The organism is Clostridium sp. JS66 (genome assembly GCF_033561535.1).
Classification (GTDB): Bacteria; Bacillota; Clostridia; order Clostridiales; family Clostridiaceae; genus Clostridium_AM; species Clostridium_AM carboxidivorans.
Genome location: NZ_CP131467.1, coordinates 5,162,530 through 5,181,838, shown reverse-complemented (window position 1 = coordinate 5,181,838; position 19,309 = coordinate 5,162,530). Strand labels below are relative to the sequence as shown.

At 29.2% G+C, this 19,309-nt stretch carries 24 protein-coding genes; all 24 read left to right on the top strand.

Annotated elements, in window-relative coordinates:
• The first annotated feature begins 7 nt into the window (after window positions 1–7).
• The 24 genes from Q6H37_RS23985 (at window position 8) to recN (ending at window position 19,189) form a co-directional block, all read left to right on the top strand.
• Window positions 8–421: a hypothetical protein gene (locus tag Q6H37_RS23985; protein WP_318737153.1), complete on the top strand. Its 414-nt coding sequence runs from the start codon at window positions 8–10 to the stop codon at window positions 419–421.
• 213 nt (window positions 422–634) lie between these two features.
• Window positions 635–1,711, top strand: a complete 1,077-nt coding sequence (locus Q6H37_RS23980) for an aminopeptidase P family protein (RefSeq protein ID WP_318737152.1) — start codon at window positions 635–637, stop codon at window positions 1,709–1,711.
• Between the two features lie 66 nt (window positions 1,712–1,777).
• A complete protein-coding gene (efp, locus tag Q6H37_RS23975; protein ID WP_318737150.1) occupies window positions 1,778–2,335 on the top strand; it encodes an elongation factor P in 558 nt (185 codons plus the stop codon).
• Window positions 2,336–2,374: 39 nt separating this feature from the next.
• Complete coding sequence (locus Q6H37_RS23970; RefSeq protein ID WP_318737149.1) at window positions 2,375–2,746, top strand: CD1247 N-terminal domain-containing protein; 372 nt, start codon at window positions 2,375–2,377, stop codon at window positions 2,744–2,746.
• Window positions 2,747–2,894: 148 nt separating this feature from the next.
• Entirely contained in the window at window positions 2,895–3,821 is a 927-nt protein-coding gene (gene spoIIIAA, locus Q6H37_RS23965; RefSeq protein WP_318737147.1) for a stage III sporulation protein AA, read from the top strand.
• Window position 3,822: 1 nt separating this feature from the next.
• Window positions 3,823–4,341, top strand: a complete 519-nt coding sequence (gene spoIIIAB / locus Q6H37_RS23960) for a stage III sporulation protein SpoIIIAB (RefSeq protein ID WP_318737145.1) — start codon at window positions 3,823–3,825, stop codon at window positions 4,339–4,341.
• A gap of 41 nt (window positions 4,342–4,382) precedes the next feature.
• Complete coding sequence (gene spoIIIAC, locus Q6H37_RS23955) at window positions 4,383–4,580, top strand: stage III sporulation protein AC (protein ID WP_007060027.1); 198 nt, start codon at window positions 4,383–4,385, stop codon at window positions 4,578–4,580.
• A gap of 90 nt (window positions 4,581–4,670) precedes the next feature.
• Complete coding sequence (gene spoIIIAD, locus Q6H37_RS23950) at window positions 4,671–5,054, top strand: stage III sporulation protein AD (RefSeq protein ID WP_318737142.1); 384 nt, start codon at window positions 4,671–4,673, stop codon at window positions 5,052–5,054.
• A gap of 9 nt (window positions 5,055–5,063) precedes the next feature.
• The gene (gene spoIIIAE / locus Q6H37_RS23945) at window positions 5,064–6,227 is read left to right on the top strand and encodes a stage III sporulation protein AE (protein WP_318737141.1); all 1,164 of its coding nucleotides are present in this window, start codon (window positions 5,064–5,066) and stop codon (window positions 6,225–6,227) included.
• Between the two features lie 31 nt (window positions 6,228–6,258).
• Entirely contained in the window at window positions 6,259–6,852 is a 594-nt protein-coding gene (spoIIIAF, locus tag Q6H37_RS23940; protein ID WP_318737140.1) for a stage III sporulation protein AF, read from the top strand.
• A gap of 16 nt (window positions 6,853–6,868) precedes the next feature.
• On the top strand, window positions 6,869–7,504 hold the full coding sequence (gene spoIIIAG, locus Q6H37_RS23935; protein ID WP_318737139.1) for a stage III sporulation protein AG: 636 nt from the start codon (window positions 6,869–6,871) through the stop codon (window positions 7,502–7,504).
• Between the two features lie 59 nt (window positions 7,505–7,563).
• Window positions 7,564–8,070: a SpoIIIAH-like family protein gene (locus Q6H37_RS23930; RefSeq protein ID WP_007064770.1), complete on the top strand. Its 507-nt coding sequence runs from the start codon at window positions 7,564–7,566 to the stop codon at window positions 8,068–8,070.
• 150 nt (window positions 8,071–8,220) lie between these two features.
• Window positions 8,221–8,613 (top strand): Asp23/Gls24 family envelope stress response protein, encoded by a 393-nt coding sequence (locus Q6H37_RS23925; protein ID WP_318737137.1) that lies wholly within the window; start codon window positions 8,221–8,223, stop codon window positions 8,611–8,613.
• A 152-nt stretch (window positions 8,614–8,765) separates the two neighbouring features.
• Entirely contained in the window at window positions 8,766–9,233 is a 468-nt protein-coding gene (gene nusB / locus Q6H37_RS23920; RefSeq protein WP_318737136.1) for a transcription antitermination factor NusB, read from the top strand.
• Window positions 9,234–9,290: 57 nt separating this feature from the next.
• Window positions 9,291–10,490 (top strand): exodeoxyribonuclease VII large subunit, encoded by a 1,200-nt coding sequence (gene xseA / locus Q6H37_RS23915; RefSeq protein WP_318737134.1) that lies wholly within the window; start codon window positions 9,291–9,293, stop codon window positions 10,488–10,490.
• A 30-nt stretch (window positions 10,491–10,520) separates the two neighbouring features.
• Window positions 10,521–10,739, top strand: coding sequence for an exodeoxyribonuclease VII small subunit (locus Q6H37_RS23910; RefSeq protein WP_007060015.1), 219 nt, complete (start codon window positions 10,521–10,523; stop codon window positions 10,737–10,739).
• A 33-nt stretch (window positions 10,740–10,772) separates the two neighbouring features.
• Window positions 10,773–11,654: a farnesyl diphosphate synthase gene (locus Q6H37_RS23905; RefSeq protein WP_318737130.1), complete on the top strand. Its 882-nt coding sequence runs from the start codon at window positions 10,773–10,775 to the stop codon at window positions 11,652–11,654.
• A gap of 749 nt (window positions 11,655–12,403) precedes the next feature.
• On the top strand, window positions 12,404–12,958 hold the full coding sequence (locus tag Q6H37_RS23900) for a CNNM domain-containing protein (protein WP_007064768.1): 555 nt from the start codon (window positions 12,404–12,406) through the stop codon (window positions 12,956–12,958).
• A gap of 2 nt (window positions 12,959–12,960) precedes the next feature.
• A complete protein-coding gene (gene dxs / locus Q6H37_RS23895) occupies window positions 12,961–14,823 on the top strand; it encodes a 1-deoxy-D-xylulose-5-phosphate synthase (protein ID WP_318737127.1) in 1,863 nt (620 codons plus the stop codon).
• Window positions 14,820–15,665, top strand: coding sequence for a TlyA family RNA methyltransferase (locus Q6H37_RS23890; RefSeq protein WP_412523949.1), 846 nt, complete (start codon window positions 14,820–14,822; stop codon window positions 15,663–15,665). The genes dxs and Q6H37_RS23890 overlap by 4 nt, the downstream gene beginning before the upstream one ends.
• Window positions 15,662–16,495 carry an NAD(+)/NADH kinase gene (locus tag Q6H37_RS23885; RefSeq protein ID WP_318737123.1) on the top strand — a complete coding sequence of 278 codons (834 nt, stop codon included), beginning with the start codon at window positions 15,662–15,664 and terminating at the stop codon, window positions 16,493–16,495. The genes Q6H37_RS23890 and Q6H37_RS23885 overlap by 4 nt, the downstream gene beginning before the upstream one ends.
• Before the next feature lie 16 nt (window positions 16,496–16,511).
• Entirely contained in the window at window positions 16,512–16,964 is a 453-nt protein-coding gene (locus Q6H37_RS23880; RefSeq protein ID WP_318737122.1) for an arginine repressor, read from the top strand.
• 52 nt (window positions 16,965–17,016) lie between these two features.
• Complete coding sequence (locus Q6H37_RS23875) at window positions 17,017–17,466, top strand: arginine repressor (protein WP_318737120.1); 450 nt, start codon at window positions 17,017–17,019, stop codon at window positions 17,464–17,466.
• 22 nt (window positions 17,467–17,488) lie between these two features.
• Window positions 17,489–19,189 (top strand): DNA repair protein RecN, encoded by a 1,701-nt coding sequence (recN, locus tag Q6H37_RS23870; RefSeq protein WP_318737118.1) that lies wholly within the window; start codon window positions 17,489–17,491, stop codon window positions 19,187–19,189.
• Window positions 19,190–19,309: the final 120 nt, after the last annotated feature.

The window sequence follows — 19,309 nt, the reverse complement described above, 5'->3', positions numbered from 1 at the left end:
TGGAACTATGAATAAGGAAGAAAAATATAAAGTTATATTAATCATGTGTTGTATCTTTTTTATAGCATTATTAATCAAAAATTATTTCTTAATTAATAAAAGAATTGAATGTAATACAAAGTTAAGTAACCTAGAGCAATTAGGAAAAAATAAACAAGTAACTTATACGCGAATTCAATGCAGTGATGTTATCAAGGTTTTGAAGGATCAACAAGATGTAAGGGTAATTGAAATTAACAACAAAAAAGATGATAAAGCATCAACAGTTAAAATAGAAAGTAATTGGGATGTTGAAAAAACAAAGGATATATTGAAAAAAATACAAAATAGGAATGGATTTATTGATGTAAGTAATTTGCATATAGAAAAAGATGCTGAAAACAAAATAGTTACTGAAATAAATATGAAATTTGCAAAATAGAATTAAATTCAGTAATGCATAAAAAGCAAATATAAACATTTAATAGTATTTGCAAATAATCACAAGTTTTGATAAAATAACATTGTCCACCAAGGCTTATTGTATTCAATAAATTTGAATAATATATGATAAGAAAATAAGTGAATAATATTATAAAAATTAGGTAAATTAGTAATATATTATACTTTAATTGAATTGTAGAGGGGAATTAATATGTTTGAAAAGAGAATAGGGGAACTTAGAAAATTAATGACTGAACAGGGTATGGATGCTGTTCTTTTAGTTGGGGATTGTAACAGGAACTATTTAAGTGGTTTTACAGGAAATGAAAGTTTTTCAGTAATAACTAATGATAAAGCATTTTTTATTACAGACTCACGATTTACAGAACAAGCAAGGCAGCAAGTTAAAGATTATGAAGTGCTTCAGTATAATAAAGGTACTTCTTTTCATGATTTTTTAGGTGAGTTAGTTAAAAATAACAATATTAAAAAGCTTGGCTTCGAAGAGGATATAATTTCAGTTGCTACTTATAATATATATAAGTCTAAAGTTCAATGTGAATTGGTTCCTATGCAAGGAATGGTTGAAAAAATAAGACTTGTAAAGGATGAATCAGAATTACAGTTAATAAGAAAAGCAGCAGAAATTGCGGATAAAGCTTTTGATCATATGCTTAAATTCATAAAAGCAGGAATGACAGAAAGACAAATAGGTCTTGAACTTGAATTTTATATGAAAAAATTAGGAGCTTCAGATTTATCATTTCCTTCAATTGTAGCATCTGGTGTTAGATCAAGTTTACCTCATGGAGAAGCTACAGAAAAGGTAGTTAATAAAGGTGAATTTTTGACTCTTGATTATGGATGTATTTATAAAGGATATTGCTCTGATATGACAAGAACTATAGTTATTGGAGAACCTTCGGAAAAAATGATAGAAGTGTATAATATAGTATTGGAAGCACAGGAAAGAGCTTTGAAGGCCTATAAACCTGGAGTACCTGCTATTGAAGTGGATGGAGTTGCAAGAGGATACATAACAGAAAAGGGTTATGGAGATTATTTTGGACACAGCCTTGGACATGGAGTTGGAAGACAAATTCACGAGGCACCTATAGTTGGATATAGGAATGCTCAAAAGTTAAAATCAGGAATGGTGGTTACAGATGAGCCAGGAATATATATACCAGGATTTGGTGGTGTTAGAATAGAAGATTTACTTGTAATTACTGAAAGTGGATCAGAAGTATTATCAAAATCAACAAAGAAACTTATATGCATAGATTAGCCGTATATAATTACCTGAAAGGGTTATAATATAAAAATGATTAATAAATTTTGGAGGGATACATAAATGATATCAGCAGGAGATTTAAGAAAAGGAACTACTTTTGAACAAGATGGACAAGTGTATACTGTAATAGACTTCCTTCATGTAAAACCAGGAAAAGGAGCTGCTTTTGTTAGAACAAAACTTAGAAATGTTATAACAGGAGGAGTTACTGATACAACTTTCAATCCAACAGCAAAACTTCAAGAAGCTGTAATAGAAAGAAAAGAAATGCAGTATTTATATTCTGATGGAGAATTATATTACTTCATGGATCAGGAAACTTTTGAACAAATTCCTTTAAACTTTGAAAAAGTTGAAGAAGCTATTAAATTTTTAAAAGAAAATATGTTCGCTATAATCAAATTTTATAAGGGAGAAGCTTTTTCAGTAGAAGCTCCAAACTTTGTTGAATTACAAGTAACACAGACAGATCCTGGTGTTAAAGGTAATACTGCTACAAATGTATTAAAACCTGCTACTCTTGAAACAGGAGCTGTAGTTAATGTGCCTATATTTGTAAATGAAGGTGAAATGATAAGAGTAGATACTAGAACTGGAGAATACATGGAAAGAGTTTAAGGAATACTAATGGCAAAATAAATTTAAGGATGTGGTACAGTGAGCGATATTATATCAAAGGTAGCTTACCTTAATGGACTAGTAGATGGATTGGAAATTGATACCACTACTAAGGAAGGAAAAGTACTAACCGAGATAATAAATGTGCTAAAGGTTATAGCTGAGGAAGTGGATGAAATATCTGAATCACAAAAATACATGGAAGATTATATAGATGCTATAGATGAAGATTTATCTAGTTTGCAAGATGATATGTATGATGATGACTATGAATTATGTGAAGATGAAGGAGATAATTTCATTCAGTTGAAATGTTCTAACTGCGGCGATGACGTTTATGTTGATAAAGATATAGTAAAACAAAAAGAAAAGATAACATGTCCTAATTGCCATAATTTAATTCCAACATAAAGAATTCTTAAATATATGATGAATAAAATTATGAAAAAGACCATATGAATGTATTAAACATTCATATGGTCTTTTTTTAAAATTATTTTACATTAATGTGGAATAAATTTGAATAAACAAAAATAGAAATAGATATATAAGGAAGGAGATGAGAAAAATAGATACGAAAGAAATTTTAAACATTTTACCAGAGAATATAAAGAATTTTATTACAGAAGCTTCATTAAATGAAGAACTTCAAGAGATAAGAATAAGAGCAGACAAGCCCTTAGTATTGGAAAACGGGAAAGAAGAAATGATATTTAAGTATATACCTAGCAGGGAAGACTTAAAGGCAATTGTACAAAGGATAAGTAACTATTCCATATATGCCTTTGAAGAAGAAATAAAGAAAGGATATATAACTATTAGAGGAGGCCATAGGATAGGAATATGTGGAAGGTGTGTTATAGAAAAAGATGAGGTAAAGACAATTAAAAGTATAGCATCTCTAAATATAAGAATATGTAGAGAAGTTATAGGATGCTCTGATTCGTTAATGGATTTTATTATTAAAAATAATAATGTGATAAATACAATAGTAATTTCCCCTCCTAAATGTGGAAAAACTACTTTAATAAGAGATATTGTAAGAAACATTTCTGATGGGATGAAGCAAAAGGCATTTACAGGTAAAAAAGTTTGTGTAATTGATGAAAGAAGCGAAATAGGAGCCTGTTACAATGGAATACCTCAATTAAAGCTAGGGTTAAGAACTGATATCTTAGATAGCTGCCTTAAAAGTCAAGGAATAATGATGGCAATAAGAAGTATGTCTCCTGATGTTGTTGTATGTGATGAAATTGGAACCTATAAAGATATGGATAGTATTTTATTCGCATTAAATTCAGGAGTAAATTTAATTACTACAATCCATGGATATGGAATAGAAGATTTATATAAGAGACCAGTTTTTAAAGAAATTGTAGAGAACCAAGTATTTAAAAGAGCAATAGTATTAAGTAGCAATAATGGAGCAGGTACTGTTGAATATATATATGATTTTAAAAGTAAATCTATAATATGGGAGCGTTAAAATGTTAAAGATTTTAGCATGTATTATTATAATAATTGCATCCACAGCAATAGGATTCAATTATGGGGAGGGCTTTAAAAAGAGGACAAAACAACTCAATGAGATTCAAAGATGTATTAATCAACTTCAGAACGATATGATTTATACGTTTACTCCATTACCAGAAGCTATTTCTAACATAGCTGAAAAAAGCAAAGATCCTATAAAAAGCATATTTAAAGAAATTTCAAGCTTATTATTTTCTAATGCTGTTGATAGTTCATATGATGCATTCTATAAAGTTTTTAAAGATAAAAAAGAAGTTTTAAATTTAAATAAGGAAGATTTAAATGTAATACTGGATTTGGCTAAAACTCTTGGAGAATGCGATATAGATGGAGAAAAAAGAATGTTTTCATTAACACTTAGTAGTTTGAAAAAACAGCTTGAAAGTTCAGAAGTTTCTATGAATAACAATGTAAAGATGTGTAGATATTTAGGATTTTCATTAGGGGCTATGGTGGTTATAATGCTAATTTAGATTAGTTAAATATTCTTTACTTGAAGAAGGAGGTTTTAAAAGTGCTAGACATAAGCTTAATATTCAAAATTGCAGGTGTGGGAATAGTCATAATAATTATAGATAAAGTTCTGGAGTCAAGTGGCAAGGGAGACTATGCTGTAGTAGCAAATTTGGCTGGTATATTAATAGTGCTCATGATGGTAATAAACTTAGTTAATAAACTATTTACTACAGTGAGAACAATGTTTCAACTTTAGGAGGTTAAAGTCCTAAATGGATTTTAACAGGTAATTTTGCTGGTGAGAACAAGCAAAATCACCCATTGTTCAAACTGAAAGGAGGAAGCTATGGAAATAATAAAAATAGTTACCTTTGCCTTTATATCTCTTTTTATAGTAATGATTTTTGAAAATAGAAGAAATGATTTAGCAGTATACGTAAGTATGGCGGTAGGAATACTTATTTTTCTATTTATGATAACAAAGATTACATCTATATTGCAGTTTATTCAAGAATTATCAGCTAAGTCTAATATAGATTTCGTATATCTAATTACTGTATTTAAAATATTAGGAATTGCCTATCTTGCTTCCTTTTGCAGCGAAATATGCAAAGATGCAGGTCAAGGCAATATAGGCACAAAGGTTGAATTTGCCGGTAAGATTTTGATTTTAGCACTGGCAATTCCTATACTTATGGCTGTATTACAGTCAATATTAAAGATTATGTAGGTGTTTATTATGAAAAAAATTATATGTGTTTTATTTATAATTTTTATTATGTGTTTTAATGTACAAGCAGCTGAAAATAATAATTACACAGAAAGCTTAAAAAATCAAAGCCAAAGTGAAGAAGTTGAACAATTATACAATTATATATCCAATATGAAAACTAAATATGAAGTGTTAAAAGATGTGGATGTAAAGGAGTATGTAAAAGATTTTATAAAAACAGGTGATGGAAAAATATCAACTAAAAAGATTTTAAATGCAGTTGGTAGTTATCTGTTTAGGGAAGTAATTGCTTCTTTAAAGCTTCTTGCTGTTTTAGTTGCAATAGCTTTAATCTGTGCACTGCTCACAAATCTTCAAAAGGCATTCAGCAGTGAAGATTTATCCAATATAGCATATTTTGCATGTTATTCTCTTTTAATAATAATAATGGCAAAAAGTTTTTATATGGGGGTAGATATTGCAAGAACAACAATAAAGGAAATGACAGATTTTATGACGGCACTTATTCCGGTACTAATAATGTTAATTGCAAGTGTTGGGGGATTTGTAGAAGCAGCAGTAATGGATCCAGTAATTATAGGTACAATAACAATAAGTGCAAATTTATTTATGAATATAATAATTCCTGTAATATGTATGGCATTTGTACTTCAATTTGTAAATAATATGTCCAATGAATATAAAATAGACAAACTTACTAAATTATTAAATCAAGTCACATTGTGGTCTCAGGGAATTATAATGACAATCTTTATAGGAATAATTACTATAAGGGGAATTACATCTAAAACTATTGATGAGGTTACTGCTAGAACGGCAAAGTTTGCAGTAGACAATTTTGTACCTATTGTTGGAAAAAGTCTTTCTGATGCTATATCTACTGTAGCAGGTTACTCTATATTATTGAAAAATGCTTTAAGTAGTTTGGGGTTAATTGTAATCATTATAATAATGCTTTTTCCAGTGTTAAAAATTTTAATAATGGCATTTATGTATAAGCTTACAGGAGCCTTGATAGAGCCTATTAGTGACAGCAGGCTTGTAAATTGTATAACCTCTGCAGGTGATTCTTTGATACTTATAGCTTCTTGTCTTATAAGTGTTTCAGTTATGTTTTTTATAATGGTAGCTATTATTGCATCAGCGGGAAAAATGATGATGGGAACGTAAATTAAAAAACTTTAGAAGAAGGTGATAAAAGTTGCTTCAATCACTAAAAGCATGGATTATAACTATTTGTACAGCGGTGTTTTTTATTACAGCTGTAGAAATGATTCTGCCAAATAATGGTTTGAAAAAGTATGCAAAATTTGTATTAGGATTAATTTTAATTACAGTTTTTATAAATCCCATAATAAAATTATTTGATAAAAATTTTGATATAAATACTTATACAAATAATGCAGCACAGTGTATAGACAGTAATAGTAGTAAATTTAATGATGATTTTAACAAATACAAGGAAAAAAGCATAAATAGCACTTTGGAAGCTTTTAAATTAAATTTACAAGACAGCTGTGAAAAAAAATTAAAGGAAAAATATCCAGACAGTAGTTATAAAGTTCAAGTAGATGCAAGCTATGATAAAGAAAAAGAAAAAGTAGAAATAAAAGATATTAATGTAGGCATAAAAGAAGGCACTGTGGAAAAAATTAAAAAAGTTAAAATAGCAACAAACAGTAAAGTAGTTAATAATCAAGATAGCGTAAATGATGAAAAAAGTGTAAATATTACAACATATTTAAGCAATGAACTAAACGTTTCTAAAGACATAATAAAGGTACACAAACTATGAAATAAGGAGGTAAACTATGAGTTTAAAGGATTTAAAGAAATTGTTTCAGAAGCAAGGGGATGAAGAAAAAAATAATTATCTTAGTGATAAAAAGAACAGAGCCAATCTATTTATAGCTTTTTTAGTAGGAATATTGATTCTTATAAGTATTAGTTTTTTTAAGACTTCAAATACACAGATAAGTGCACAAGATAAAAATAATACGAAGGCAGCTAAAGAACAACAAAAAACAGAAGAACAAAATACAGATCAGGAGCAATATGAAAGTGAAGTTCAGGATAAGCTTAAAGGTACTTTAGAAAAAATTGAGGGTGTAGGTAAAGTAGATGTTATGGTTAGTTTCGAAAGTGGAGAGGAACAAGTTCCAGCAGTTAATGTAAGTGATTCTACAAATACTACAGAAGAAAAAGATAATGAAGGTGGGGTAAGAAATTCAACTCAAAAAAATAATGGCAGTACAGTAGTTATAACTAATGATGGAAGTAAATCCAAACCTCTTATAGTTAAAACATACAAACCGAAGGTTTCAGGAGTTTGTGTTGTAGCAGAAGGATCTGAAAACAAACTTACTGAACTCAGAATAACAAAAGCTGTGGTTAACTTATTTAATATATCCGAAGATAAAGTTAATGTTTATCCTATGAAAAAATAGTATATATAAATTTTTTAAAGCATATAATTTTTTAGAAAGGTAGATGGGGGGAATTAATAATGAATAAAAAACAAGCTGTAATTATTGTTGCTCTTCTAGCTCTTATTGTGTGTGCTGGAGTGCTTGCAACAAAGCTTAATAATCCTTTATATGTAAATGGGGGAGATAATAGCAGTGGAAAAAGTACAGTATCACTAAATAATAATAGTAGTAAAGATAATAAGTCTGAATTCTTTGAAGAAGCAAAAATAACAAGAGATAATAAAAATGCTCAAACATTACAGACATTAAAGACTTTTATTGATGATAAAAATGTAAGTAAAGACAAAAAGGAAGATGCGTCTAAAAAATATACGGATTTAGCTATGAATACTAACTATGAATCTAAAATAGAAACTACTCTTAAAAGTAAAGGATATGAAGATGTATTATGTTCTATAGAAGGAAATAAAGCTAGATTAGTAGTGAAGGCAAAGGACAAACTAACAGATAAGGATACAAGAGATATGAAAAATGTAGTTATGGGAATAGCAAAAATACAGGAAGTGGAAATTGAAACTAAATAAAATAAAAATTTATTATAGAGAATATAGGATGAAAATTTCTTAATTCTCTATTTTTTTAGTATAAAAATTCTATGTTTGTAAAAGATAAATCTATTTGGTATAATGTAAATAAGATTTTTGATTTACGTCAAGAACTAGGGGGTATTGCCAATGGAAGATAATGTTAAAAATGAAATCGACTTAGGTATTGTTAAAATATCCGATGAAGTAGTTGGTGTAATTGCAGGATTAGCAACTACAGAAGTAAAAGGAATAGTAGGAATGAGTGCTAGCCTTGTAGGTGGAATCACTCAGATATTAAGTGGAAAGAAAAACCTGTCAAAGGGTGTTAAAGTAAGTGTTGGAGAAAGTAGTGCAGCTGTTGATTTGTACGTAGTAGTGGAATATGGTATAAGAATACCTGATGTTGCATTAGAAGTACAGGATAATGTAAAAAAAGCTGTTGAATCCATGACTGGGCTTTGTGTTTCAGCAGTAAATATACATGTTCAAAATGTTATGATACCAAAGATAGAAGATTCTGTAGAAGATATTGAAGAATAATATTTACACCCTCTGAATTCAGAGGGTGTTTCCATGTTTTAGTAAATATTTATGCTAGTATACTTGAACTACATAAATACTTTAAGTATAATTATATCTAAACTGAGAATAATTAATAATAGAATATTATCTGGCAAAATTAGGAGGAAGAAATGAACAGAAGAAAATCAAGAGAACTAGTTATGAAACTATTGTTTCAAATGACTATAAATAAGGAAGATTTCAAGGATGTTATAGTAAACCTGAAGGAAAATATAGAGTTAGACAAAAGTGAGTTGCAAATTACAGGTATTGAAGGTAAAAATGAGATAGACCCTGAAAATATTGATCTAAAAGATATAGACATGGAATATGTAATAAGAGTTCTTAAAGGAGTACAAGAAAATAAGGAAGCTATAGATAGTGAAATTGAAAAGTATCTTATAAATTGGAAACTTAACAGATTATCTAAGCTAGATGTAGCTATATTAAGGGTATGTACTTATGAGTTTTTATATGAAGACAATATTCCTAAGAATGTATCTATAAATGAAGCTATTGAACTAGCTAAAAGATATTCAGGTGATAAGTCTGCAGCATTTATAAATGGAGTCTTGGGCAGCATGATTAAGGAAAAATAATTAAGATTTAGACATTGAACTGAGTTTTCAATGTCTAATTTGTAAAGGTGAATAATAATGTATATTAAAACTTTAACTGTATCTGAGTTAAATGGTTATATAAAAAAGCTAGTGGATAACGATTTTATATTAGGAAATTCCAATGTAAAAGGAGAAATATCTAATTTTAAACTTCATAGTAGTGGACATATATATTTTTCTATAAAGGACGAATACAGTAAAATAAATTGTGTTATGTTTAGAAGTTCGGCAAAAAATTTGAAGTTTATGCCTGAAAATGGAATGAAGGTTGTAGTTAAAGGAAGAGTTTCTGTCTATGAGAAGGATGGAGCATATCAAATATACTGTAATGATATAGAACTAGATGGTGTGGGAGAGCTTTATATGGCTTTTGAGAAGCTGAAGAGTAAACTTCAAAGTCAGGGATTATTTGAAGTGGCACATAAGAAGGAGATACCTCCTTATGCTAGAAAAATTGGAGTAGTAACTTCGCCTACAGGTGCGGCTGTAAGAGATATAATTAATGTGGCAAAAAGAAGAAACAATGCTGTGGAACTTTTAATATATCCTGCTTTAGTTCAAGGAATAAATGCTAGTGAAAGTATAATAAAGGCTATAGAATATTTAAATAGCATTGATGATATAGACGTTATTATACTGGCAAGAGGTGGAGGTTCTATAGAAGAACTATGGTGCTTTAATGATGAAAAACTAGCATATTCAATATATAATTCAAAAAAAGCTGTAATAACAGGGGTAGGTCATGAAACTGACTATACTATAGTAGATTTTGTCAGTGATAGAAGAGCACCTACACCTTCAGCTGCAGCTGAATTAGCAGTATTTAATTTGGAAGGTTTGCAAAGCAAGATTGTTTCTTATAAAAATACTTTAAATAATCTAATAGATTTTATATTAAAGGAAAAAAGGAATTCTTTAGAATTACTTAAGAGAAATTTAGATGTTAATAGTCCTTATTCATATATAGTAAATGAATATAATAGTATTGATAGATTAAAAGAACTAATGAATATAAAAATAAAAACAAGGTTAGAAAAGGAAAGAGAAAAACTTATTAAGGCTAATTCTTTGCTTACAGCACATAACCCAATGAATATACTAAATAAAGGTTATGCTGTCATTGAAAATGAGAAAATAGGTGTTATAAACACCATACAAAATCTAAAAAAATCAGATAAGGTTAAAATTACTTTAAAAGATGGAAGTGAAGAGTTTAACCTAAAGATTAAAAATTAATTATGGAAATTTGAGAGTGAAGGTGATCTTGTGCCCAGAAAAAATGAATCTTATGAAACTATGCTAAAAAAGTTAGAGGAAATAGTTAACGAAATGGATACAGGAAGTTTATCTTTAGAAGAAAGTATGAAAAAATATGAAGAGGGTGTAAAGCTTACAAACAAATTATATAAAATTTTAAGTGAAGCAGAAGGAAAAATAAAGCTTTTCACAGAATCAGGGGAAAAGGATTTTAAAGTAGAAAGTTAAATTTTATTAACAATTAAGAATGGGGAATGTGATATGGAGAAAGAGATATCAATAGAACATTTAAGAAATAGTATTGAAAATTGGCTGGGGAGTTATTTTAAAGACAAAGGAAGTTATAATAAGAAAGTTTATGAAGCTATGGATTATAGTTTGGGAGCTGGAGGAAAGAGAATAAGACCTTTACTCTTATTACTTACTTATATGCTTTATAAGGATGACTTTGAAAAAGTTTTACCTATAGCTTCAGCTGTAGAAATGATTCATACTTACTCATTAATCCATGATGATTTGCCATGTATGGACAATGATGATTTAAGGAGAGGGAAACCTACAAATCATAAAGTATTTGGAGAAGCAGTGGCTGTTCTTGCAGGAGATGGACTTTTAAATGAAGGTATGAGTATAATGCTAAAAAGTTGTACAAATGAGCAGCACAATTTTATAAAAGCATGCAGTGTTATTGCTGAAAGTGCAGGAGCTGAAGGTATGGTCGGAGGTCAAACTGTTGATATATTAAGTGAAAATACTAAGATACCAATTGATCAATTATATTACATGCACAGTAAGAAAACAGGAGCTATTATAAAATCATCTATAATAGCAGGAGCAATATTAGGTGAAGCTCCAAAGAGAGATATAGAAAATTTAGAATATTATGGACAAAAGCTTGGACTTGCTTTTCAAATAAAGGATGATATTTTAGACATAGTTGGAGATACAGAAGTTTTAGGCAAAAAAGCTAAAAGTGATTTGGATAATAATAAGACGACTTTTATTACAACCTATGGATTGAATAAATGTATTGAAATGTGTAATTCAATTACAGCAGAATGTATAGAAGTGCTGGATAATATTTCTGGGGATACATCTAAATTGAAAGATTTAACACTATTTTTATTAAATAGGGAAAAATAATATTGTATTTGTAGCATTATGGTGAATTTGGATTTAAACATACTTTGAATATATAAAAAAGCTATGATATAATGTTTTACTGTGAAATATAAAAAGGTGGTGCAGTATTCTAGTCAGGTAAGTGCTTTTTGAGGACGGGGCTAAAAATCCGTCAAAGGGCATATCGATGAAGTTCCTTGTGCTGGCTTATGACGCCCAGTCATGGGTTGGTGCTGGGAGTAAGGAGGATGGGGCGGCCGCAACGGCATGCGCAACTGACCCTACCACCGTGGAGACCATTGCTTGTACATGTGGCGAGATGCCTAGTGTACGTCAATGGATTAAACCTGTAATGTGGTGTAAAAGCTATGTGCAGTGTAGCCTGCCTTGAGTGGATTTAGGTGGAGGTAAGTTTAAATCTGAAGTTTTGGCCAAAAACTTCAGGCTATTGCTTAAAGAAACCTATTCTGCAAAAGAGGCTAGAAAAGTACCTAACTGTTGAGGAAATCTCCTAGACTGTTTTGTATAAAAGTATATTAGGGATTACAGTGCGGACTAAGTGGCGATCTAGTTCTATTTATGGCGACAATGTAGATAGAGTATTAAAGGGAAACCGTCCAAATGGCGACATTTAGATTACTTTATGGGAAATCCTACTAGACCTAAGCCGCAAAGTTTACTTAGTATACTACCACACTACATATTTTAGAGTGAATGGAAGTTTTAAATTTTAAAACTTAGTTATATATAACTTTTGGAGGAATAAATTTTTGGGAAGTAAATCTAAATCTAATAGTAAAAAGAGTAATACTAAATGGATTTTGAAAATTATTTGTGGGTCCATGATAATTTGTGGAAGTATTTCTCTTTTATCTGATGTGCTACTAAAAAAAGTAAATATCTTAGTAGCTTTTATTATATTAATTTTTATTATATTTACAGGAATAATATCTGATATTATAGGAGTAGCTGTTACTGCTGCTAATGAAATACCATTTCATGCTATGGCATCTAAGAAAGTAAAGGGTGCTAAAATAGCTATAAAGCTTATAAAAAATGCGGATAAAACATCTAGTATATGTAATGATGTAGTAGGTGATGTATGTGGAATAGTAAGTGGTTCCATAGGAGTATACATAGCAAGTAAAGTTCATTTACTTTTCCCAGGCTTAAATACATATGTTATAAATACACTTATAGGAGTGGTTATAGGAGCTTTTACTATAGGAGGAAAATCTATAGGAAAAAATTTAGCCATTAACAGAAGTAATGAGATACTGTTTAAAGTTTGCAAAATAATATATTTTTTTAAAAAGGATAGATAGAAATGTCAAATATACTAGAAAACTATAAAGGAATACATGAAATAAAACATATGTCATTGAAACAACAACAACAATTAGCCCATGAAATAAGAGAATTTTTAATAGAAAATGTTTCAAAAACAGGTGGTCATCTTGCGTCTAATTTAGGTGTTGTAGAATTAACTTTGAGTTTGTTCAGCATATTAGATTTAGATAAGGATAAACTTATATGGGACGTAGGACATCAAGCTTATGTACATAAATTACTTACAGGAAGAAAAGAAAAATTTAATACTTTGAGACAATTTGGAGGTATAAGTGGATTTCCTAAAAGCTCAGAAAGTATTTATGATTTTTTTGAAACAGGGCATAGTAGTACATCTATATCAGCAGCACTTGGAATGGCTAGAGCTAGAGATTTAAAAAGAGAAATACATGAAGTAGTAGCTGTAATAGGTGATGGAGCTCTTACAGGAGGTATGGCATTAGAAGCATTAAATGATGCAGGATATAGGAAAACTAAATTAATAATAATATTAAATGATAATCAAATGTCTATAGGAAAAAATGTAGGCGGAGTATCAAAATATCTTAATAAAATAAGAATTGATCCTAAGTATAATAAATTTAAATTAGAAGTAGAAAGTGCATTAAAAAAGATACCTAATATAGGTAGAGGTATGGCTAAATACCTAGAAAGAATAAAGAATGGAATAAAGCAAATGATAGTTCCTGGTATGTTTTTTGAAGATATGGGAATTAAATATTTAGGTCCTGTTGATGGACATAATTTAAAAGAGCTTACAGAAGTATTATCAAAAGCTAAAAATATTAAAGAGCCTGTGATTATACATGTAATAACGAAAAAAGGAAAGGGTTATGAATTTGCAGAAAAGAACTCTGGTAAATTTCATAGTATAGGACCTTTTCATTGTGATAGTGGAGAAGTATGTGCTGATTCATGTGTTACTTATTCAAAGGCTTTTGGAGAGGAAATGGTTTGGCTTGGAAAGCATTACAGCAATGTAGTAGCTATAACTGCAGCTATGAGAGATGGAACAGGTCTTGGTGAATTTTCGAAAGTTTTTCCAAGTAGATTTTTTGATGTAGGTATTGCAGAACAACATGCAGTAACTATGGCAGCAGGTATGGCCAAGACTGGATTAAAACCTGTTTTTGCTGTTTACTCCACATTTCTTCAAAGAGCATATGACCAAATATTACATGATGTGTGTATACAAAAGTTACCTGTTATATTTGCTATTGATAGAGCTGGAATTGTAGGTCAGGATGGTGAAACACACCAAGGGGTATTTGATTTATCATTTTTGACACATATACCTAATATAACAGTAATGTCACCTAAGTGTATTTTTGAACTTAAAAATATGCTTAAATGGTCTGTGGAACAAAATTACCCTATAGCAATAAGATATCCAAGGGGTGGGGATAATGAAAAAGTTTTAATGGAACCTCTTAATGATTTTACATTAGGAAAATGGGAAGTAGTTAATAGAGAAGGAAATATAGCATTAATTGCCCAAGGAAAAATGGTTCAGCATTCTATTTTAGCAAAACAGAAGTTAAAAGATTTGGGCATTAATGTAACTGTTGTAAATGCTTGTTTTATAAAACCTATAGATAAGGAGTTAATTAAGGCATTGGTAGAAGAAGGCATGAATATTGTAACTATAGAAGATAATGTTATAAGAGGAGGCCTTGGATCATATGTGCTTGAATATATAAATACTCTTGATAAAAAAGTAAAGGTTATGAATCTTGGATTTAAAGATGAATTTATACCTCATGGAAAACCAGATTTATTATATAAATTATATGGATTAGACGTTGAGGGAATTGTAAAAAGTGTATTGAAAATAGTATAAGGGTAAAGGAGTTTACTATGTCAGAAACAAAAGAAAGACTTGATGTATTATTAGTAAAAAAAGGATTATTTTCTTCAAGAGAAAAAGCTAGAGCCAGTATAATGGCTGGAGAAATATTTGTAGACAATCAAAGAGTTGATAAGTGTGGAGAAAAAGTAAAAGAATCTTCAAATATAGAGTTTAGAGGAGAAAAACTTCCTTTTGTAAGTAGAGGAGGATTAAAACTTCAAAAAGCTGTAAAGAATTTTAGTATAGATTTAAAAGATAAAACTTGTTTGGATATAGGTGCTTCTACTGGAGGCTTTACAGATTGTATGCTTCAAAGTGGAGCTAAAAAAGTTTTTTCTGTAGATGTAGGCTATGGACAGTTTGCATGGAAGCTGAGAACAGATCCAAGAGTAGTATGTATGGAAAGAACTAATGTGAGGTATTTAGAACCAGAGGATGTAGGAGAATCATCAGATTTTGCCAGTATAGATGTATCGTTTATATCCTTAAAAAAAGTAGTTCCAGCAGTTCTAAATTTACTTAATGAAAATGGAAGAATAATGGCTTTAATAAAGCCACAATTTGAAGCAGGTAGAGAGAAAGTTGGAAAAAAAGGAGTAGTAAGGGAAAAATCAACTCATGAAGAGGTTGTTAAGGAAATTGCAGAATTTGTTCAAGGTCAAAACACAAAAATAATTGCATTAGATTATTCACCAATAAAAGGACCAGAGGGAAATATAGAATATTTAATTTATTTTACTAAGGAAAAGGACTATATTCAAACTTATAGTGAAAATGATATTATGAATGTAGTAAATTCAGCACATGCTAATCTTAATGGGGAGGCATTATGAAAAATATAGGTATTAATGTAAATACAACAAAAGACCAAAGAAGAAAAATGTTAGATTTTATATTAAAAACTATTTATAATGAATGTAAGGATATTAATGTCAGTGTATATGAAGATTGCATAGGGTTAAATGAAGAAAAAAGTTATGAATTAGATATGATTATAGTTTTAGGTGGAGATGGAACTATATTAAATACTGCAAGACATATAGCTAAATATAATGTGCCCATTTTTGGAATCAATATAGGGCATTTAGGTTTTTTAGCTCAAGTAGAAAGTTCAAATATAAGTGATGCCATTAAGAGCCTTTTAAAGGGAGATTATGTTGTTGAAGAAAGAACAATGCTTCAGTGTAGTTATGAAAAAGATGGTATAATGAAGCAACATATAGGATTGAATGATGTAGTGCTATCAAAAGGAGTTTTGGCAAGAATAGTAAAATATAAAATTTATATCGATGATAAATATTATAATACTTTTGCAGCGGATGGAATAATAATAAGTACTCCTACAGGTTCTACAGCATATTCGTTATCAGCAGGAGGACCTATTATTTATCCAACCTTAGATAATTTTGTTTTAACTCCTATGTATTCACAAACTGTTGGAGCAAGAACTATAGTTTTAGATGGGAAAAGCAATATATCTATAAATTTTCCTAAAAACGATGAAAACATATTTTTGTCTATAGACGGTCAAGAGTGGATAGAAGTTGATAAGGCTCAATCTATAAATGTTTGTAGTGCAAAAAATAAGTGTAAATTAGTTAAACTAAATAGTAATGATTATTTTGATACACTGAGAAAAAAAGTTACATTTAGATCAAAATGATATGAAGGTGAAGAGTATGAAAGTGACAAGACATGCTAAAATACTTGAAATCATAAATTCAAAGGATATTGAAACACAGGAAAGTTTAGCAGAAGAACTAAAGATAGGTGGAATGAATGTTACACAAGCTACTGTTTCAAGGGATATTAGAGAATTGAAGTTAATTAAGGTTTTAGGTGATAATGGGAATTATAAATATGCTACTAGAGTGCATACAGAAAACTTTTTATCAGATAAACTAATGAACATTTTTTCACAAACTGTAATTAGCGCTGAAAATGTAGATAATTTCATTATAATAAAAACGATAAGTGGTTCTGCTAATGCAGCAGCTGAGGCTATTGACTCATTAAACTTTTATGGCATAGCTGGTACTATTGCAGGAAATAATACTATTTTAATATTAGCTAGGGATACTGATAAAGCAAAAACAATAATTCAAGATATGAAAAAAATGATTTCTCAATAAGATATAATGTACAAAAAATACATTTACCCAAAGGAATGTGAAGGTGAAAGTTATGAAGATAACGAGGCATGCTAAAATACTAGAAATTATAAATTCAAAAAATATTGAAACACAGGAGGAATTAGCAGAAGAATTAAGAAAAAGTGGAATGGATGTTACACAAGCTACTGTTTCAAGAGATATAAAAGAATTAAAATTGATTAAAGTTTTAGCTGATGACGGTAATTATAAATATGCAACCATAGTACATACAGAAAGTTTTTTATCAAACAAACTTATAAATATATTTTCACAAACTGTAGTTAGTGTTGAAAATATAGATAAATTTGTAATTGTAAAAACTATGACAGGATCTGCTGCTGCTGCTGCTGAAGCTATTGATACGTTAAATTTTGATGGGGTAGCGGGTACTATTGCAGGAGATAATACAATCTTTTTACTAGCTAGAGATAGTGAAAAAGCAGAGATTATAGCACAAAAAATGAAAAAAATGATTTCTTAAAGTAGGGAGGCATTTAGAAGTTATGCTTCTTCAATTAAATATAAAAAATTTTGCATTAATAGAAAATTTAAGCATATCTTTTGATGATGGATTTAATGTACTTTCAGGTGAAACTGGAGCGGGAAAATCTATAATTATAGATGCTATAAATTATGTGCTGGGCAGTAAGTTTAATAAAGATTTAATAAGAACTGGCGAAAATAAGACTTTTGTAGAAGCAATTTTTACATTAACAAATTGTAAAACATTAGAAATGTTGAGACAAAATGATATAGATGTTGATATTAATAACTTGGTTATAATAAGCAGAGAAACGTTTCAATCAGGAAAAAGTATTACAAAGGTTAATGGTAAATCAGTATTAATAAATACTCTAAAGTCAATAAGTAGTACTTTGTTGGATATTCATGGACAACATGAAAACCAAAATTTATTATCTGCAGAAAATCATATTGACTATGTGGATTCTTATGGAGAAGAAAACTTAAGGGAATTTTTATTAAATTATAGGGAAAAGTATAATAAACTTTGTGAAATTGAGAGCAAAATCAATGAACTTGCAGGCAAAGATGGAGAAAGAGATAAGCTTGTAGACTTTTTGAAATATCAAATAAATGAAATAAATTCCTTAAAATTAAAAGAAAATGAAGATATAGAGCTTGAAGAAAAGTATAAAGTACTTTCAAATGCAGAAAAAATAAATAGCACATTAAATAATTCATATGCTTGTCTTTATACTGGAAGTGAAGAATCAATGTCTATTTATGATAATTTAGGAATGGCTATAAAAGAGCTTTCTTTAGTACAGGAAAACTTACCTAAAATAAAGGAAATAATTGATACTTTAAAAGATGCTTATTATAATATTGAGGGTGGTATAGAGCAGATAAGAAGTATAAAAGATGATATTTTCTATGACGAAGGAGAACTAGAATATATAAATAGTAGGATATATCAAATAAATGGAATTAAGAAAAAGTATGGTAATAGTATAGATGATATTTTAAAGTATAGAGATAAAATAAAATCTCAATATGATGAAATGATAAATAGCAGCGAGATAATAGAAAATTTAAAGAATAAAAGAAATAATTTAATGGAAGAATTAAAGGTCTATGGAGAAAAACTTCATAAAGAAAGATGTAAAATAGCTGAGGAATTACAATTACGAATAAAAAGTGAGTTAGATTTTGTGGGACTTGAAAAAAGTACATTTAAAGTAAATGTAGAATTTCAAACAAAGTTTTATTTAAATGGTATGGATAAAATTCAATTTTATATATCGACGAATCCAGGAGAACCTTTAAAGCCTCTAGAGAAGGTAGTATCAGGTGGAGAACTTTCCAGAATAATGTTGGCATTAAAAACTGTGTTTGTGGATAAAGATCATATACCTTCTGTAATATTTGATGAAATAGATACTGGAATAAGCGGAAGAATTGCTCAATGTGTGGCAGAAAAAATGTATGTTATATCTAAAAATCATCAGGTCTTTTGTGTAACTCATCTTCCACAAATTGCCTGTATGTCAGATATACATTATTGGGTATCTAAAAAAGTTAAAGATGAAAAAACTTATACTACAATTAAAAAAATGGATTATCAGGAAAAAGAATATGAAATAGCTAGAATGATAGGAGGCTCTGAAGTTACAAAGTTGACTTTAGAACATGCTAAAGAGCTTGTAAAAATGGCTAATTCTAGGAAAAAGTTAATTATATAAAAAAACTGCAAACTTTTGCAGTTTTTTTATTTTGTTTAATATTTCAATACCATACATGTGAATTATAAATTTTTACTGAAAATTTTAGTGCAAAAATAAAAAGATGACTTTAAATGAAAG